At 37.8% G+C, this 18,711-nt stretch carries 11 protein-coding genes and 1 tRNA gene; 1 reads left to right on the top strand and 11 read right to left on the bottom strand.

Translation table 11 applies throughout. The features are described 5' to 3' along the window. Positions 1–22: 22 nt before the first annotated feature. The 3 genes from dnaG to P9M13_04435 form a co-directional block, all read right to left on the bottom strand. Complete coding sequence (gene dnaG / locus P9M13_04445; protein MDP8262537.1) at positions 23–1,822, bottom strand: DNA primase; 1,800 nt, start codon at positions 1,820–1,822, stop codon at positions 23–25. Between the two features lie 86 nt (positions 1,823–1,908). Continuing rightward, complete coding sequence (locus P9M13_04440; GenBank protein ID MDP8262536.1) at positions 1,909–2,868, bottom strand: hypothetical protein; 960 nt, start codon at positions 2,866–2,868, stop codon at positions 1,909–1,911. Positions 2,869–2,931: 63 nt separating this feature from the next. Continuing rightward, entirely contained in the window at positions 2,932–3,660 is a 729-nt protein-coding gene (locus P9M13_04435) for a CvpA family protein (protein MDP8262535.1), read from the bottom strand. A 431-nt stretch (positions 3,661–4,091) separates the two neighbouring features. On the opposite strand from P9M13_04435, the gene P9M13_04430 reads away from it, so the two are divergent. After that, positions 4,092–4,376 (top strand): hypothetical protein, encoded by a 285-nt coding sequence (locus P9M13_04430; GenBank protein MDP8262534.1) that lies wholly within the window; start codon positions 4,092–4,094, stop codon positions 4,374–4,376. A 25-nt stretch (positions 4,377–4,401) separates the two neighbouring features. On the opposite strand, the gene P9M13_04425 is transcribed toward P9M13_04430, so the two are convergent. From P9M13_04425 to P9M13_04390, 8 genes are all read right to left on the bottom strand, one after another. Continuing rightward, positions 4,402–4,656 (bottom strand): SemiSWEET transporter, encoded by a 255-nt coding sequence (locus P9M13_04425; protein MDP8262533.1) that lies wholly within the window; start codon positions 4,654–4,656, stop codon positions 4,402–4,404. A gap of 85 nt (positions 4,657–4,741) precedes the next feature. Further along, positions 4,742–5,848: a hypothetical protein gene (locus P9M13_04420; GenBank protein MDP8262532.1), complete on the bottom strand. Its 1,107-nt coding sequence runs from the start codon at positions 5,846–5,848 to the stop codon at positions 4,742–4,744. A 13-nt stretch (positions 5,849–5,861) separates the two neighbouring features. Then, entirely contained in the window at positions 5,862–6,458 is a 597-nt protein-coding gene (locus tag P9M13_04415; protein MDP8262531.1) for an XTP/dITP diphosphatase, read from the bottom strand. Positions 6,459–6,516: 58 nt separating this feature from the next. After that, positions 6,517–7,236: a ribonuclease PH gene (rph, locus tag P9M13_04410; GenBank protein ID MDP8262530.1), complete on the bottom strand. Its 720-nt coding sequence runs from the start codon at positions 7,234–7,236 to the stop codon at positions 6,517–6,519. A gap of 76 nt (positions 7,237–7,312) precedes the next feature. Further along, positions 7,313–7,384: transfer RNA gene (locus P9M13_04405), tRNA-Arg, on the bottom strand. A 247-nt stretch (positions 7,385–7,631) separates the two neighbouring features. Then, positions 7,632–15,158: a hypothetical protein gene (locus P9M13_04400; GenBank protein MDP8262529.1), complete on the bottom strand. Its 7,527-nt coding sequence runs from the start codon at positions 15,156–15,158 to the stop codon at positions 7,632–7,634. A 443-nt stretch (positions 15,159–15,601) separates the two neighbouring features. Continuing rightward, a complete protein-coding gene (locus P9M13_04395) occupies positions 15,602–15,817 on the bottom strand; it encodes a hypothetical protein (protein ID MDP8262528.1) in 216 nt (71 codons plus the stop codon). 83 nt (positions 15,818–15,900) lie between these two features. Continuing rightward, positions 15,901–18,669: an adenylate/guanylate cyclase domain-containing protein gene (locus P9M13_04390; protein MDP8262527.1), complete on the bottom strand. Its 2,769-nt coding sequence runs from the start codon at positions 18,667–18,669 to the stop codon at positions 15,901–15,903. Positions 18,670–18,711: the final 42 nt, after the last annotated feature.

The raw sequence follows: 18,711 nt of genomic DNA, 5'->3' as shown, positions 1-18,711 counted from the left end.
GTATTGTTTTTGCGGTTTATTTCTATCTATAGTTTTCGCAAAACAGCGCGATCTCACGTGTAATATTTCCTAATTCTAATTTCTTCTTTTCCATTTTCCGCAACAAATCAGAATAGTCTGCATGCTCCCTTTCTGCATGAGCAATTTTCGTTACAATACTATTCATATTTCCTCTAATACTTCTCTTTTTAATGTTACACAAATAATCTTTAAAAATCGATACTTTGTCATCTGCACTCGCGTTAGAATGTTTGAACGCCAATGAACTTACCATATCTTTTAATTCTTGATCCTCAAGACTATTTGTCAGAGTAGAATAATTAAGTTTGTTATCGTTTCGCAAATTTATTATGTTTTCAAGTATCTTTCTCAAGTGCACATTAGAAAAATCAGATACTGCAATTATTACGCCCATAGCATCAAGACACCTATGGTCCTCCATTACAAGCGCAATATAATCACGCTCCCACGGGGGCACCGATATCACTGTTTTTTCTTCCTGTGTCTCTCTTGATGCTTTTTTACCAGTTTTTTTCTTCCTAAATTCCAACCACGTCGCTTCTTCGCTAATCTGCAATTTTTCAGCTAATTTCTTCACGCATTCACTCGCTGATATTGCGGAAGGCAACCTGGCTATTGTCTCAAACATATTCTCAGCAATACGTGACTTGCCATGAAGAGAACTATAATCTATCTTTCTCATTAAAATTTCAAGCTTAAAATCAAAAAGATCGTGCGCCTGAGAAATAAGTTCAGTAAAAGATTCAGCGCCATGTTCTTTTACATAACTATCAGGATCATAACCTTTTGGCAAAACCAGTATCTTTACCGAAAGTCCCTCTTCAATAAAAATCTCACAACTTCTCAAAGTAGCGCTCTCTCCGGCGCTATCAGAATCAAATGAAACAATGACCTTATCGGTATATCGTTTAAACAAACGTGCATGAAAACTGGTAAATGCAGTTCCCTGAGACGCACACACATTCTTTATACCTGCTTGGAACAATGTAAGAAAATCCACATGCCCCTCACAGACTACAATATACCCCTGTTCAATCACAGCATCTTTTGCCGCATTGAGTCCGTAGAGCAGTTTGCTTTTATTGTACACTATCGTATCAGGAGTATTAACATACTTCGGTAACGACCCATCTAACACTCGAGCACTAAAACCAGTGATCTTATTCTGCGTGTTCCAGACAGGGAATACGATCCTATCTCTAAAACGATCATAAAAAGTTCCTGATTTTCCTTGTTTCTCAATAATGAGCCCGGCATCAAAAAGTTCCCTATCAGAATACCCTGCCTTATGTGCACTACTTAGCATAAAATCCCAACTATTCGGCGCGTATCCAACCAAAAACTGCTCACAGGTTCCTGAGCTGAGCCCTCTGTCCTTTATATATCTGCGCCCAATATCAGCATTCTTTTCTTTAAACAACAATCGATTATAAATCTCTGCAGCAAAAGCGTTTAACGCATATATCTTTTCTTTTTTTGATACAGCCTTGTCCGTCTTTTCAAATGCCGGCAAGATAATACCCGCACGTTCTGACAGCATGCGTACCGCTTCAACAAACTCAATTCTTTCATATTTCATTACAAAGTTTATAACATCTCCGCCAACACCACAGCCAAAACAATGAAATATTTGCTTTTGCGGACTGATCATAAAAGACGGTGTCTTCTCATTGTGAAAAGGACATAACGCCTTGTAATCTTTCCCCGCTCTTTTCAGCGGTATATACCCGGATACAATCTCCACAATATCGTTTGCAGATTGAACATCATCAAGTATATTCTCAGGTATAAAACCAGCCATAACTTTCACAAATCCTAAATCCAAATATCGAAATTCTATATTCTCATACCACAGACTAAAAACTTAAAAAAAGGGCATGTCCCCATTTAATTTCTGCTAAAACGATAGAATCCAGAACACGAAATAATGTTCAGTTTCTTGTCTTTTTTAGATGCCTTGTCCAAAAACAAATTAATTCCCAGATTATCACTGGCCATGTGTCCCGCAATAATCAAATTAATATTGTTTTTTTCAGCTTCCTTAACGTGTTCATCGGTAAAATGCATACCAACGACGGTACCAATATCAGTTTTGGATAATTTTTCAAAAATCTTCCTCGACCCTTCCGTTCCACCGGTCATATCAACAAATACATTACCGCATCGTCTTTGCGCAGTACCGCTTACAATCGTGGGGGGGACATCATTTTTGATGCTATTTCTATATTCTGGAATTTCCTCAAGCATTTCAACAATATCTTTTAGTACTCGTGGTTTCTTTTTATTTAACAGTTTTTGCAAATAATCAACCACGTGATTGTCACAAGGAGTATGAGCACACATAAAAGGTAAGTCCAAAAGGCGTGCACCATCAACAGCACGTGTATGATTTACAGGTAAAAGCCGTCTTCGGACTTCTTTAATTCTTTCAGCCATTAACCCTTCAGCAACATTAATCGGCACACCATACTTATTCAGTACGTCAGCCTGTAAATACATTACTTGATATAAGCCCGCGAGAGCTTTCCCTTCGGGATGATGAGCCATGATAAGATCAATCTTTGTCCCTTTTTGATTAAGACGATCAGCAAGAAGCAATTCACCCATTTCAATATCAATTCCTACTAATATTGTTTTAACATCCATCTCAGGATTACCATGCAATATCCGTGTATCCGCATAAGGATTGGTGAGAAGTATTTTATCAAATATATCTTTTTTCCATGACGGCAGATCATCATACCCGTCTTTTACTCTTTTCAATTCATCTGCAACACCTTTTTTGCCTCGTGGATCTACTGCTACACCTTCATTAATAACAAACTTATAAAAATCTTTCAGTTTCATTGATCCCCCTTTCTCAAGCTATAAGCTGTAAGCTATAAGATAATGTCATATATTTACAACCTATTATTCACCAGGATACTCTTCAATATCTTCACCAACTATAAATGGAATGTCATCACTATAGACAGTCGCTTCTTCATTCTTCGGACTACTATCGCTTTTAGTCTCTATCGTGGCAGTACTCCTTATGACTTCATCCGGTTTTTTCTCTTTACGCACCGTGGGTTCCTTATACGTGTCCTTTTTCTTTATTTTTCTATCACGAATGTTTTGAACCCTTACCGAACGTTTTATCAATTTCGTAATTGAAATATTTTTTGAAACATAACTAAACACCCGCGGCGTATATTTAATAGCATAATTGCCCAAATATGAATCATCATATATTTGTTTTTTTATGTATCTGCACGGCACAAAAAATATTGCCAGAAGCACGAGTGAGACAATAAAAAATGACCGCAACCCGCCGATAATCCCCCCGCCAATACCATTTATCCCTGGAGCAAACTCAATGCGCATTATCTTATGAAGCACTTTAAGAACTATGATGACCACAAGGAACACAATCGTTGCAATACCGATAAAAGCAACCAAATGCGCCCATTTTTCTTTTATAAGTGTGTGCGACATAATAAAACGAGCACCGTCAGAGTGAAAAACAAGTGCACTATAATACGCAAGTATAAGTGCTAGGAACCGGTAAAACTCGTACGACAAACCTGTCTTTATCCCAATATATATACCGCGTACCACAATAAGCACGATCAATAGATCAACCCAGTTAAAACTCATTTTACGCCCCGGCAAACATTAATAAAGACACTATTGCAAAAAACATAAGATTATGCTACTCAACAGGTTCCATGTCAAGCATAAAATCAGCCGTTTTTATGATCTTCTACTTTTGTATTGATGATATTGCTGAATAATGGTACATATATATGCATGTTTAGCTTGATAAAAAAAATTCATCACTGGTGGCATAACAAGATTCTGATACTCATGTATGATCTTTATGACACGTATCTTGTAAGCTGCAGAACAAGAGCGCTTATATCAAAAATATTAGTAATAGCTTTTATTATTTTGCTTTCAATATTTCTTTATTTAACTATAACTGAGTATATCCCAAACATGTCTAAATCACTGTATATGGAATCATCCGAGCATAATACAGCACAACAAACAGCTTATTAATAACTATCTAGTATAAAGATGCTTATATGAAAAATATTTTCAAAGGATTGAAAAATGCATTTCTCTCATCAACATCTAACAGAGACAAAATATACGGTTTTGGAGAAAAAAAAGGTTTTGGTTTTGTGCTATTTAATTTTCTACTCATAGCAATTGTTCTCGGATTCCTTCTCTACGCAGTATTTCATTTTGTTGTCAGAAAGAACGCACCAACGAGTGAATATCACAAAAAGATGATGATACAACACAAAGAGAAAGAATTATCAGATCCTAACCCGCACGTACCTATCAGAACAAGAAGTGTGTATTAACCCCGCATCACTCGTTGAATAACTGCTACTTGTACTTGATTTTCATGCATAATATATACAGGGCAAAGAACAATGCAACAAAGTTAGCAATAACGATGGGGTATTCCTTAAGCATAATGCCGTAGACAAACCATAATGTTACACCAAGAGAAAATATAAAATACATGTAGAGAGATAAATCTTTTGTGTGTTTTGTTCTATGTACTTTAATCATCTGTGGAAGAAATGATACGGTAGTGAGTATTCCGGCTGCAAGACCTGTAATTTTTATTATATCCATTTTTACCTTTCTTTTTTCTATCCCCTGCGGGGACAATACCCAGAAAAATTTACTTAAATTTTATGGGTGTGAACTATGAACGAATTTAATATACAAACGTAAATACTATTGGCAGATACTCATACCCCGTAACATCAATAAATCCCTGAGGTAAAGGCTCAAAAGGAGCATTGTTAGCAATCGCCGCAAGACAGAAATCTTTTAATACTTCATCGCCTTTATGCTCAAGCACCTTTATGTTTTTTACTTTACCGCTCGGATACACCCTAAAGAGGATAACCGTCTTATTCCCAAACATACTCCCGCCACTATAGGTAAACGCCAAATAGGGCAGCCAATAATCTTCTATCTTTTCTTTAAGGTTTTTAAAGTACTCACCTATCTCATATTGGTTCGCATTAAAAGTGATCTCTCCAAACCGTGCGACATCGTCATCACTGTCTGTGCTCATCTTTTTAATATCCCCCGGAAGCATCGCTATTTTTCCTTTCTGCCTCAATTGTGACCGAGGTGAACGCGAAACTTTTGAATGTTTTTTTTCTTCACGTTCTTTTTTCATAAGTTCTTCCCAGGTTTTTTCAATTTCTTTGCGTTTGGCAACAAAATCTTCTTCCTTTGCTTTTTCACGGACAATCTTGTCTATCTTTTTTGCAACATCTTCAGGAAGAACCACATCTGATTGCATTTGTTTTATTTTATCCATGAAGGAAATAGACTTTCTTGCTGTTGTCTTGTTATCAGGTTGTGAATGTGCTTTTTTTACTGGGGTAACAGGTTTTGATACTATTTTTGTGGCCTTTTGTGGCGCAACTTTAAGATCATCTAATACCTCCGGATTAGGTTTACTCATTTGTTTGCCTATACCCGGCGAAAGATCACCAAGCTGTTTAACACTAGAAGGCTTCCCTGCATTCGGAGATATTCCACGTTTTCCTTGATTTCCTTTGGTTAGATCTTGCGCAACATTATCATTATTTGAAATAACATTTGTTCGTCTGGGGGACCCACCTTTAAGTTCCTGCTTTACGGTATCAACAAAGAGTAAATCCATCCCTTTCTGCCGCTGGACTTCCATAGCCCTTGCCATAAGCTGCCGGGGATCAGTATAAAGTCCATCATGACGTGCCAACGTAAACGTTGATAAATGTATGCCTAAAGAAAACACAAGTGAAACCGCAATATTTTTGTTCATATGTTACAACCAATCATCCAAGTATTCTTTCGAAAATCATTTTAGCTTTTTCAAATGCACGTGCTCTATGACTTATACGATTTTTTATCGAATCCTCTAACTCAGCAAAAGTTTTCCCATAATCGTTACGGATAAAAAGAGGATCGTACCCAAATCCATTAAACCCTTTTTCCTCAAAACCGATCACTCCATCACATGATCCCTCTACAGTACCAACAACACCTTCAGGTGTTGCGATAGATATAGCACACCTAAAAGAAGCTCCTCTTCGTGCTAGAGGAATATTCTTCATAACTTCAAGAAGCTTTTTATTATTATCTTTATCCGTTGCGGCGTCACCCGCAAAACGGCTAGAATACACTCCAGGTTTATTCTCTAACGCCCACACCTCAAGACCTGAATCATCTGCAACAGTCAATTTATTGGTAAACTTCGCGATTTCCAATGCTTTTTTCTCAGCATTTTCTTTAAACGTTGCCCCATCTTCAACTACATTCGGCACATCATTAAAATGATCTAACGAGGAGATGGTAAGGTCAAACTCCTTCATCAGTAACGCAAATTCTCTCTTTTTACCTGTATTCCTTGTTGCAAAAACAATTTCACTCATTAAGTAAACCTCCGCAGTCTGAGCTATAAGCTATACGCTATAAGCTATTAGTTAAAAACTAGACTAGTTTATTTTGAATTGCAAACAGTTCCTTAATACCTTTACGTGAAAGGACAAGGAGCTTATCTAACTCTTCATCACTGAAAGGGTCACTTTCAGCAGTCCCTTGTATTTCAACAAACTTTCCCGTACTCGTCATAACAACATTCATATCAACATCAGCTGAAGAATCTTCCTCGTAACAGAGATCAAGCATCGGTTTACCGTCAACAATACCAACGCTCACAGCAGCTATCCCAGAAATAAAAGGCAACTCAGTAATGATTTCTTTCTTAATGAGTTTCTGTAACGCAAGCGTTAGAGCAACAAAACCGCCGGTTATTGAAGCTGTACGCGTACCACCATCAGCTTCTAAAACATCACAATCAATCCACACTGTTCTTGCACCCAGTTTTTTAAGGTCACATATCGCCCTTAGTGATCTTCCAACTAACCGTTGGATTTCCTGTGTACGACCACTTACCTTTCCGCGCGAAGACTCTCTCTGCATACGAGATCCTGTCGATGCGGGAAGCATGGAGTATTCAGCGGTTATCCAGCCTTTTTCCTGTCCGCTATTTTTCAACCAACGCGGAACACCTTCATCAATTGATGCGGCGCAGATAATACGCGTATTTCCCATTTCAATAAGGCAGGATCCATCAGCTTGTTTTAAATAGTTTTTTGTTATCTTTACCGATCGCAGTTGATTATTTTTTCTTCCATCACATCGTCCCATGATATACCCTTCTCTTTTAATTTGTTCTTTTATTTTTACTTATCGTTTAAAACTTATAGCTTATAGCTTTTTGATGTGCCCCCTGGGGGAATCGAACTCCCATCACAAGCTTCGGAGGCTTGTGCTTTATCCGTTAAGCTAAGGGGGCGATTTCGTTCAGCTTTAAGCTGTAAGCTATATGCTATAAGACAAAATTTAAAACAAAACAAAAAAATTAACAAGCATTTTGCTTTTAACACCTAAAACCTAGCACAAAACACCTAGTCATTATAATACAAACGAGTGGGGCTTACGAGCTTAAAATAACAAAGCGGGATACATTTAAAAAAGAAGCACCCCGATTTATCGGGGTGCTTCTCGTCTTTCGTCTCTCTTCGTTCATACTTCGTTTTGTTTTATGCCGCAATTTCGAATGCTCTTGGATTATTATAGAGATACTTAAGCATACTTTCTGTCTGACGCACTGGTGGCATTACCTTATTTTTTCTGTACTCTTTGATTTGTTTTTCAGTAAAACCTAGTTCGTCCAATGCCAACACCACTTCGTCTATATCAAGTGGGTTATCAACCGTCATTATGAATGATATTAAATCACCAATAGAAACACCCGGCATACCAACAAAATACGGAATCTTCTCCTTTCCTAATTTTTTGATATAAGTTGTCTGCTTGGCATCAATAAGCCATCTGTTTTTCTCTTTTGGAATCTCAACACCCTTTACCTTTTCCACTTGAGCGATCGCTTTTTCAACATCTTTAGCCAGTACAATCTCAACTTGACCTTTTTCACGTTTGTTTAATTTATTTATCATAGCTTCGTCAATACCCTCTGATTTAAGCAAAATCTCATTTACAAGAGCTTTTATTTGATTCTCTATACTCTCTTTTTCTTCTTCGGTTCTTGCTTCAAGCTCTCCTTTTTCATTAATCTTTTTTGAAATATTTTCATTCTGAAGATCAACTACAATATTCACATGAACACCCATATTGACAAGCTTATTCAGTATTTTATTAAAACCGATACCGCGGTTACGTATTTCATTATTCCTTGCGTCGTATTCCGCAATCAAGTCTAGCGAAATATTAAGCTGATCAACATTCGGACTTTCACCCATCTCCATGATCTGCTTAAGACCAAGATCATTTTCAATAATATCTTTTCTCGCAGTAAGTTCCATAAGCAGCTTTGAAATCGTTTCCTTATTAACAAGGTCACCTTCAATTGTAAAGTTTTCTATCGGTTGCCCCTTACCGATAATAACTTCCCCTTCGTCAGGCGGCAGTTTCACTGTAACACCTGAAACTTCAGCATCCTTGAGAATTGTACTGATAATTACCTTCCTATCGACGACATCTACTGCATCAACATTCCCCATGATACTATCAGCAAAAGCCCGCGCTGCAAGTACCGCTTTGGCAACATCTATCTGTTCAGTTATTTGCGCCTTAAAACCTGAGGTCACGCCCGCTTGTGCAATTTTTGCCTCTTCCTCGCTTATGTATTCTGGAAGCATATCATTATATAGTGAGTCAACATAATTCTGCCCTCTTTCACTTTCACGAGCAAGCTCATCGAGAACTGATACTAAAGCTGGTAGGTATTTCATTTTCTGTGTAGCAGGAAGATTTCCGCTGACTTCACTCATCGCCCAACGCAAATCATTCTTCCATTGATCCTTATGATCCTTATTATTTCTGAAATTATCAATAGCAGTTACAAGTGCCGTCTTTATTCCGTTATAGATGCCTTCATCAAGAAGTTTTCTTCTTTGCTCTGGATTCATACCACCCCCAGATGGTGTCATCACTTGTTCACCGGTTAAACTAACGATCAAGTCACCATACGGGTTTTCTTCTGTTATCGGCATAAAATTACCCCATACTTCTTCAACTTGGCCAGGCAACATAATCCATGGTGATACCTTGAGGATATTCTTACCGGTGTGACCTGCATATGCAAGAATGTTTTTCACTCGATTTGAGGAAAATTCAACTTTGTATCTTTTAAGACCAGGAGCATTTAATACCATGTCATATTGACCGGTCATTTCATTCCTATCAGCAAGTTTCACAATACCAATATCTTGAATACGGGTAATTTCTCCTGCTTCATCTTCAATCACAACCCGCAATTTACTTCTTGCGATTTTAGCAAATTCTTCGTCTTCAATTTCGATTGGATTACCGTTTTTATCTCGTACTATCGCACTGAAATAAAAACTCATAACAGGAAGTTCATCGCCATTGATTATTTCGTCCGCGGTATATTGCGGGAAATAATCGAAAAGCTGGTCTGTGAAAATTTCATTAAATTGTTCTGGCACATTAGGCATAACTTCTTCTTTGAACTGTTCAGCAATGCCAGGTCCTCTGAATTTTTTCTCTAACTCACGTTTAGCCATTTCTATTTGAATGTCTTGCTTGTTTTTCTCTTCCTGCTCAGTGTTTCTGATGTTTGCCACTGTCTTCTGCAATTCTTCCAGGCGATATCCTTTAATCATTTCGTTGCCATACCACGATTCATTGATATTCTTTTCACTGTCAAGCATTTCCGGATGATTTGCTTTATAATCCTCGATTAATTTATCAGCCAGATTTGCTTTGAGAAACTCCTTGTCATTAAACATATCATCGATAACCGGAGCCACGTTATCTCTCCACCAGCTACGCTCCGTGGTGGCACGTAAAGAAACTCGATTTATAAACTCATCAAATGTAAGAACATACTTAAACTCAGGAGAAATTCGAGCAACAACATTTTTATAAATAATCTGTGGGAACGCTTCAACTAAGAGATTTGCTTTTTGTATATCCCTTCTTTTTTCTGCTCTTTTTTCCACTTCTCTTTTAGCATTATCGTACACTAGATCCCCGATTGTATACTGCTCAGGAGACTTTTTAACAAGACCATCCCTAATAATCGGATTATTAAGCAGTCCTACAAGCCTGTCCGTGTTAACAATATTTTGTTTAATGGTTATACCTTTAGGATTATGTGTTACAGGTACACGTGTTTCTATCCAGACAACTTCACCTTTATTGTTTCTTACCGCTAACTGACGATAAAGTTCGTCACCGCGTATAACAACGGTTTTAACGATATCCTTTTCTGATAGGTTGTTGATGTCCGCACCGTACTCATAGACGTCATGCGTTCCGTCAAAATACATCCCGGAAATAAACACTTTACCGCTTTTATCATTAAAGTTTACGTTTCTATCTTTACCGAGCACTATTCGACAATTCATATATATTCCCGAAGGAAGAGCAATGCTGGTACCGATTGGGCCTTCAAAATAGCAATTCTGCAATATCGTATCGTTATTTACTTTTACTTTTATACCGCCTTTAATTACCACATTATCCAGGAACAAGTTTTTTTGCTCGGGGGAAGTTATCAGCTCAGAATCGTCTATAGTATCAACCGCAACGGCATCCTTCTCTCCCCTGAAATATTTCATATGATTAATATACGCGTCAAAAACAACCTCATAATAACTTGTTACGTCACCTGCATCAAGCCACGATCCTTCGATTGATACACCGCGTGTGGTCTCTGCAACACTTTTGAATTCTTTAAACCAATCTTTGAAATTTTTGTTCTTAGCAAGTTCTTTGGCCCACTGATTTAATGCAAGCGCAGATATAGCTTGATCGACAAGTACATCAGGTTGACTTTCCAACTCAGGTTTCTTCTTTAATATAACCTCTTTTTCTTTTTCAACCTTCGTGATAGTTTTCTCATCTTTCTTTGCTAGCTGATCCCTGACCGCTTTTTCCTTAACAGCAATATCGTTTGTGTAAAATACCTTAAACTCCTTCGCTCTGTCGATTATTGCATTACTGTATCCTTTTTTATCAAGCAGTGATATGCTAAACGCTTTAAAGAAACTGTAAAATCCTTCAAATGGCAGAATATCGTTTGGAAGCGGATTCTGTTCGGCTTGCTTAAAGAGTTCCAGCATAAACTTTTTCGCTAACAGCATAACAAAGAGGTTCTTGTTAATGCGCCCTTCACCGTCCGTATAGGCAGCAGCCATAATAGCGATCGGACGCTCTTTTTCCAAAAACAGCTTTATCTCACCTTTTGCATTGGTCGTAAATGCCCCGAGCTGTTCTATTTTTTCCTTGGCTATACGCTCAAAAACATGCGAAAGCTCAGCTTGCACTTTATCAACAAATTTTTGCTCGTCTGGATCAACATTACCTTCAGCATCCTTACCATTAAGAACATTTGTTTCCAAGAAATTCTTTCTTAACACTCTTGCTTCGTTTGGTCGTGCTTTTTTAATCTTTGCGGATAAGCTTAGGTCTTTGTCTTTAATGATACGGTCTACTATATCAGCAAAAGTATCCATATCTTTCGGATCTAGAATTAGAGCTTCTTTACCGGAAAGAAGCATGTTGTCTCTTTCAGGATAGATCTCACTGATCGGACGTTTGACCATGTTTCCTTGCCCATCATCATCAAACCCAACACTATCTCCTCCGGTTATAAGGACATTATCACCTGCATCAATTGACACATAATCATTTACATTCGGAATACGTAATCTTCGACTCATCATATCGATGAAACATGCCCACAACATTCTCATCTGGGCAGTTACGTACCATTCACCCGCTTTTTCAACTGATTGGGTTAACCCGCGGGTTTTATTCCCACCATCAGGTATACCAACAATATCAGAGTTTAAATAAAAATCCTCCCCGAAGAATTTCACAATACGGTATTGCGCGTTCATCAGGCCCGGATTATCCTGCTTCCACTGATCTGGCTTTTCGACTGAAAAGATAAACGTTACATTTCCATTCAATTCACGGGCATAATTCATGGCTTTAGCATAATAATTAAGGAAATTTTCACCACCGGCCAATTCTTTGATATTAATAAAAACAATCGGTTTCATTTCGCCAAGAATTATGGCTCTCTTTACAATATCCGGAAGATTTTCAATGTCTTTACCATTAAATACCGCGGTAGGATTCCTAACCTTCCCGAGCTCTCTTGGGGAAAGCGGTTCTGTTTTATCAATGAGTTCCTGTTTCTCCTCTTCAGACATCGACGCCTCAGCAACACGTAAATCACAGCCGTTATTGTTAAAGTAGTTTGCAACCGCTCCGGTGTAGCCTTTTTGCTTTGAAATATCTTGTTTCTGAAAAAGTTTTACTGCATACTCATGAAATACATTTGCAAGCGGCAATACTTTTTGATCCGTTATCGTTGAGCGCGCCTTCATAACATCAACCAGACTCTGTGTCATTTGAGCCTGACCGCTGATAGTGGAGTTATAATTCAGTAAATATGCCTTGATAAGACGAGCAGTATTGACCGCAAAGAATCGCGTCTTTTCATCTTTTTTGAAGTATGGATTCGCTTCAATTTCCTCAATCTTCGCGTCTGTATTATCAGCCAATTGTTTTATTAGCAAGAAGTTACCACTACTTAAAAGATTGTCCATATACTCAATATAACGTGCTGGTAACGCTTCGTTATCACCGAGCTCAGCCATAAGTCCGAGAACATGAGCATATTTTTTATGATTAACATCCTGATCAGGCGATGCACCTTTTCTGAGCTCATCCATTTCGGCCATTTCATGCTTTGCGGCTTTAACGAGCTCCGCAACCACTTTCGGATCTGTAGACTTCAACGCTTCTTCAGTTATAACAAAGTTAGAACCAATGCTCACTCCATATGCTTCTTTTTCACCAATTTGCAATTGACTGGTATTGATTTTATGATTTGAAGGAACAACTGTCAGATTGAATGTCCCCCCTATAACGTCTATAATGCCCTTTAATGCGTTTGGAACATCTTGGTCTGATATAGTCTTAAATTGACCTTTAAGCCCCTCGATCACTTCTCTTCTCTTCTCATTTAAAAGTTCACCAAAAGTTGCTGCAGTTATCTCCCCATCTAATTCCACAACCAACCGTTCGCGCGTTGTAGCGTTTGGAGCGTACACCTTTACCGTATATCCTGGCAAGGCAAGACCTTCGCCTGCCAATGTCCCGACTGCTTCGGTAACGCCTGGCAATTCATTACCGACAAGCGCAGTAGGAACTGCTTCCTGTCCAGTGAGAGCTATACGATATATCGCGCCCCATGAATCTGTCCCTCGATCTTTCATAAAATAATAAATTCCGAATTGCGGTGAATACTGCACAACAACATCTTTATTCGGATTTAAAACTTTTAGATTTTTCTCTAGGCGTTTTTTAAATTCCAATTCATCTTTTGCCGCTTCACCTGTTTCTAATTTCTGAAGAGTTTCATTAACTTTCGCAATCGCTGTAAAAACCTTTTTAAATTTTTCCTTATCTAATTCTGTTTCAGGAGAAAGCGTTCCGGTTTGCATAACCGTGCCGGTAAGCATCGCTTCAAGCGGGGTTTCTTTACCGGTCATAACATCTACGTATGGATTAGAAACATCAAACTTTGTTATGCGCGGAGTTATGATCATGTAAGAATACCCATCTCTTTTTAGCTGATCACGAATACCTTCTGTATGGAAACCACCTGTAACAACAACAATCTTATTCTGGCCTCTTTTATTCATTACTGATAACGCGTTATCAATAAGTGATTTATCTCGTCTTGTTGCGATTTGATAAAAACTGTCAACGGTGTCCATGTTGTTATCAATAATCGGAATATTCTTTCCTTTCGGCACAAAAATACCGTATTTTTTTGCATGCTTACGTGCAAAATCAAGAAACTTCTTTGATGTAAACGAAGCTTTGTTATTATTAAACGTATTATAATCTTTTATTGAAAGCTTTAAGGCAAAAAGTTTTCCCAGAATATCAACGTCTTTTGCAAGACGATCAAGCTCTCTTTGCGTTTTATTAGCAAACATCTTATCCTTAATCGCACTTTCAAGCTGATCGGCTTCATCAATGAGTTTTTCTTTGTCAATTTTTGCAAACACATTGAGATACTCAATATATTTTGAGAGATTTGAGTAATCTTTGAGACTAATATTGGCTTTTTTTGCATAATCCTTGAGGTGAGAATAGTATTCTTCTGATGTCATGCGGCCAAGTCTGAATGACAAACTCTTTGTGACAAGATCAGACAGTTCATCTTTAGAGAGTTTTTTGCTTAGCGTATCAATGAGAGCCCCTCTCTCTTTCTCAACATCATCAAAATTTATTTGTTTTTCAATAGTTTGGGTTTCCTTTTGAAGGGAAAGATTCTTATACTTTTTGGTATCAAGCTTCATGTGATCAGCATATTCATTGAGCACTTTTGCAAACTCGGTAAATTTGATCTTTCCGTCTTTATATTCCAAAACCTTCGCATTGAACCCTTTAAGCTCTGGGCCATACATATTGTTCATTAATGAAACATAGATCCCTTTTAGCTCATCAATACGTGATGCCGCCTCAGCTTTAAACTTAAGTGACTTCAAGAATAAATCATAGTTTTCTTTATACAGTGCTTTATCTTCTATTCCAAAGAGGGTGAATTTCCTGTCACCGGTGATAGCTAGATATTCCGGACCTGTGATCTTACCGTGTTGCATAAAATAAAAAGCAACGTCATCACGCGCCTTTTTATTGGGATACCCTGAAAAAGGTGCGGTATCAATAACACCGCTTGAACCTTCAACGGCAACAACATCAATGCCGTAATTATCAACAAAGTTCCTCAGGATCTTCGAATTGTTATCCTGCGCCTCAAAGTTACAGTGCGCATCCTGAATATGGAACACCGTTTTATCGTTTGTTCCCTTATGGACCTCTTTGACAATGCCAAAGATTTCCGGGACCCTCACCGCAGTAATGTCAATTGAGTCTTTCTCTGCAGTATATCCTTCTTGAGTTGAAAGTACGGTAAATGGCAAGACAACGATGGTAAAAATGAGTACAGCTTTGTAGCTTGTTTGCACAAGCTTCGAGATTAATGTTTTCATGATTCACCCTCCAGTTAATCACAGTTAAATATCAACATCCTTCTTTGTTACTTGTTGGTAATACTATACCATATAAAATTTACACTGTCAAGGGGCCGGTATATATTTTTTTTAACTAGTTTATTTATTTCGATTATTTCCCAATATTTTATATATTTACGCCATAATAAAACAACATTTCTTTCACAGACTAAAAATCATTAAGAAATCCAGTCTATTTAACATAATAATGACAGCTCTGTCCCATAAACCATACTTACGACCCGACTCTCTCCGCAACACAACATTTTTAGCACAATGCTCTATTACAGCAACTTTAATGCAATCTATGACGATTTATATAGCTTTATAGCAATTCATACCCACCGCCGCAGTAAGTAAATATGACTGCAGAGGTGAAGACGATAGGGTATATGCACGCAAAGATATACAGTCTTTGCTGATTAGGAATCGTTCTTATTACCTATATTCGTTTCTATTATACATACCAATAAGTATAATGCGATTGAGCAAAACACACCTTTTGCAAGTATGTACCATGCAATAAAATCGTTTTCAAACTTCCCCTTAAAAACGCCATTGCCATTCAAGAAAGAGTACACACATATGATCATTACGAGAAAAGCCGCTAAAGTAACGCCATTTTTTAATCGTTTCACCTTTGCCCTCCTTGTATATTAGGAAACTATCCCCCCTGTTTCATGATTTCGCGGGGTGAAACCCGTGAAATCTAGGTGGGGGTCTATTTTTCTTTAACTCCTAATACTTCTATTCCATCCCAATCATCTGGGATCCCATATTTAATTAAATTATCACATCGTCTAACATAAAGCTCCGCGGAAAAATCTTTAGCATTTGCACTATACACTTTCCTGAACACCTCGCGAGCTTCGTGTAACTTTTTGTTGTAATACAACTTTACTCCGTTTTCAAAATCTTCTCTCGTTTTGTCCTTCAATTCAATAATCTCTAAAGACTCACCGTTATATATTTCAAATATTGATACAGGTATTTTCTTGCCGCGCACAGTCACTCTATCAAGATATCGATAATGATACTTAGACGGATCAATTAATTTCATCATAGTCTTACCGCTAATAAGTATTCCTGCACCGTACATCTTTGTAAGCCCTTCTAAGCGTGATGCAAGATTAACACTGTCTGATATGACCGTTCCTTCAATTCTTTCCTCTTCACCGATAATACCCATTATCATATTTCCGGTATGAATACCAATACCATTATTTATGGGATCATATCCATGTTTTGCCCGCTCAGCATTATACTTGGCAAGCCTCTCTTTTATCTCAATGGCCGCCTCTATCGCATCATCAGCCTTATTTGGAAAGAGCGCCATGATGGCATCCCCGATATATTTATCAATAAAACCATGCTTGTCGCGTACCGCTGGCCCAATTCTATGTAAATACGAATTCAAAAAATTAAAATTCTCTTCCGGGGTCATCTTTTCTGAAAGAGATGTAAATGAACGTATATCAGCAAAAAGAATTGTCATTTCTTTTTGAACCTGATCCCCAAGCTTCATATTGACAATACTATCCTTTTGTAAAAACTGTAAAAATTCCTGCGGCACAAACTTTACGTACGCTTTATTCAGATTAACAATCTTCTCAATATAATTCTGTATATACCGGCTCATAATATTAAACCCGCGGCCAAGATCTTCTACCTCATCTCTCGTATTAATAGATACCGTAGTGTCAAACTCACCCTTAGCCATACGGTTAACTGCACGTTTGAGCTTACTGATAGATGAAAGCAGGAAAAATGTCAGCACCGCAATAATGAGCGAAAAGAATAGAATTACGATAAAAATACCGCGTACAAGATTAGAAGCAAAATCAATAGTAACCTCATCGACAATGTCTGCATTAAACATATATTCGTATATGCCGACTATTTTCCCTTCCTTATTATATATAGGGGCTACAGCGCTGTAGAGCTCAGTATCAATATCTGAATATCTTCCATACGATATAGTGCCGTCTTGAAGCGCTTTCATGTGCATAGGACGGGCTTTTACAAACGGATAATAGGAACCGCTAAAACCCGACCAGTCAACACACACATAAGGCATATTATCTTTAAGCCTAATAATTCTTGAGTATGCAAGGGCGTTCCAAGGATCCTTATTATCATTGAGTAACACATGCATCGTAGAGAGAACTTTTTTGTAATCGGCATCTTGATAATTACTGGGGTTATTAATCCGAGCAACTGCCTCAGGATCAAACTTTGTTGCCGCCACTTGCGCGAAGCCCGCCATAGTATTGTAGAGGTCATGTACATACTGGTTATAGATCGCATCATATATCTTAAATGTCACGAAACATACGGAAACAACCAGCGCGGGAATAAAAATAAAAAGCTGTTTTAAAATAAGGGATATTTTGCGTTTTAAAATACGTGCGTAGAGAAACCAAGGGATATATATAATGAGCACAAGAAAAAATGCGAACTCTATCCATAATAATAAACCGTATAATCTATCCCATGAGTTACAATACCCACAGGTCAGTTTTGTTTTCAACTTTCCTTCAGAACTTACAAAATAGAGCGCACTATCAATTTCATTTATCGCAACAATTACCCCATCACTTCGCACAGTTATAGATTTAAAAAGAAATTGTTCACAGGCTTTTGTTTTTCCGCTTTGTTGATATCGGGGATAAACAATTTTCTCTTTTCCACTCTTGTCAACACCGATAACAGTTCCCTGGGCAATGTCAGATATGTATACATCCCCTTCTTTAGTGCATGAAACATCCCACGGCATTGATAGCGTCTCTTCAGGGTATGGAAGAGGAATAACCGCTAACTCCCCGTGCATATTCGTTTTATACACTTTACCGTCAAGTTTGGTAAGGAATATCTCTTGGTTCTTGTTCTGGGCAAACCGAATTAATTTATTAAGAGATCCGATAGTGAATATTTTCCTGGGAATTCTTTCTTGAAGATCATATTTAAAATAAAGCGTCCCCGTATTTTTTCGCAATAAAAAATAATACAATGCATTGCCGCGTACAGATATATTGCTGGCGATAAAGAGATCACGCCGAAGACGTTCGTCCCTTGATCTATCAAACTCCATCACTACCTGGTCGTATTTCCCGTTCGGCAAATATCGCACAACCTGTTGTTTCTCAACATAGCCATCCTGCAAATTCTCGACTGAATTTAATACGTAGAGATTCCCCTCTATATCAGTAGTAATATCGTCGGCACGATAAAATTCTTTCTCTTTACGTGATCCCCCTGTTATAACATGGGAAACAATCCCCTCCGGATCCATTTTGAGTATGCGTCTAAGACCATCATCAACAAGGTAAATATTATCTTCAGGGTCTACAGCCACCAAAGCCGGTGATTGAAATGAATACGATCTGGTAAAAGGATTTTCAACAAAGAAATCCATATTAATATACATATGGACCGAAAGAATTACCGTGAGGAGAAACATTAAAAATAGGCGTACATATGATCTTTTCATTGAGGGAATTGTATCAGAGAACAATGTTTTTGTCTTTTTGAA

Origin of the sequence: Candidatus Ancaeobacter aquaticus, assembly GCA_030765405.1 — a bacterium.
Taxonomy (GTDB): Bacteria; Auribacterota; Ancaeobacteria; order Ancaeobacterales; family Ancaeobacteraceae; genus Ancaeobacter; species Ancaeobacter aquaticus.
The sequence above is the reverse complement of the archived record's forward strand: the minus strand, read 5'-3'. Positions and strand labels throughout refer to the sequence as shown.

What these genes read in the sequence shown, in the direction of transcription:
- P9M13_04435 (MDP8262535.1), bottom strand. Translation starts at nt 3,660, where the DNA reads ATGAGTTTTAACTGGGTTGATCTATTGATCGTGCTTATTGTGGTACGC.
- P9M13_04415 (MDP8262531.1), bottom strand. Translation starts at nt 6,458, where the DNA reads ATGAGTGAAATTGTTTTTGCAACAAGGAATACAGGTAAAAAGAGAGAA.
- P9M13_04425 (MDP8262533.1), bottom strand. Translation starts at nt 4,656, where the DNA reads ATGGATATAATAAAAATTACAGGTCTTGCAGCCGGAATACTCACTACC.
- rph (MDP8262530.1), bottom strand. Translation starts at nt 7,236, where the DNA reads ATGGGACGATGTGATGGAAGAAAAAATAATCAACTGCGATCGGTAAAG.
- P9M13_04430 (MDP8262534.1), top strand. Translation starts at nt 4,092, where the DNA reads ATGAAAAATATTTTCAAAGGATTGAAAAATGCATTTCTCTCATCAACA.
- P9M13_04400 (MDP8262529.1), bottom strand. Translation starts at nt 15,158, where the DNA reads ATGAAAACATTAATCTCGAAGCTTGTGCAAACAAGCTACAAAGCTGTA.
- P9M13_04440 (MDP8262536.1), bottom strand. Translation starts at nt 2,868, where the DNA reads ATGAAACTGAAAGATTTTTATAAGTTTGTTATTAATGAAGGTGTAGCA.
- P9M13_04390 (MDP8262527.1), bottom strand. Translation starts at nt 18,669, where the DNA reads ATGAAAAGATCATATGTACGCCTATTTTTAATGTTTCTCCTCACGGTA.
- P9M13_04420 (MDP8262532.1), bottom strand. Translation starts at nt 5,848, where the DNA reads ATGAACAAAAATATTGCGGTTTCACTTGTGTTTTCTTTAGGCATACAT.
- dnaG (MDP8262537.1), bottom strand. Translation starts at nt 1,822, where the DNA reads ATGGCTGGTTTTATACCTGAGAATATACTTGATGATGTTCAATCTGCA.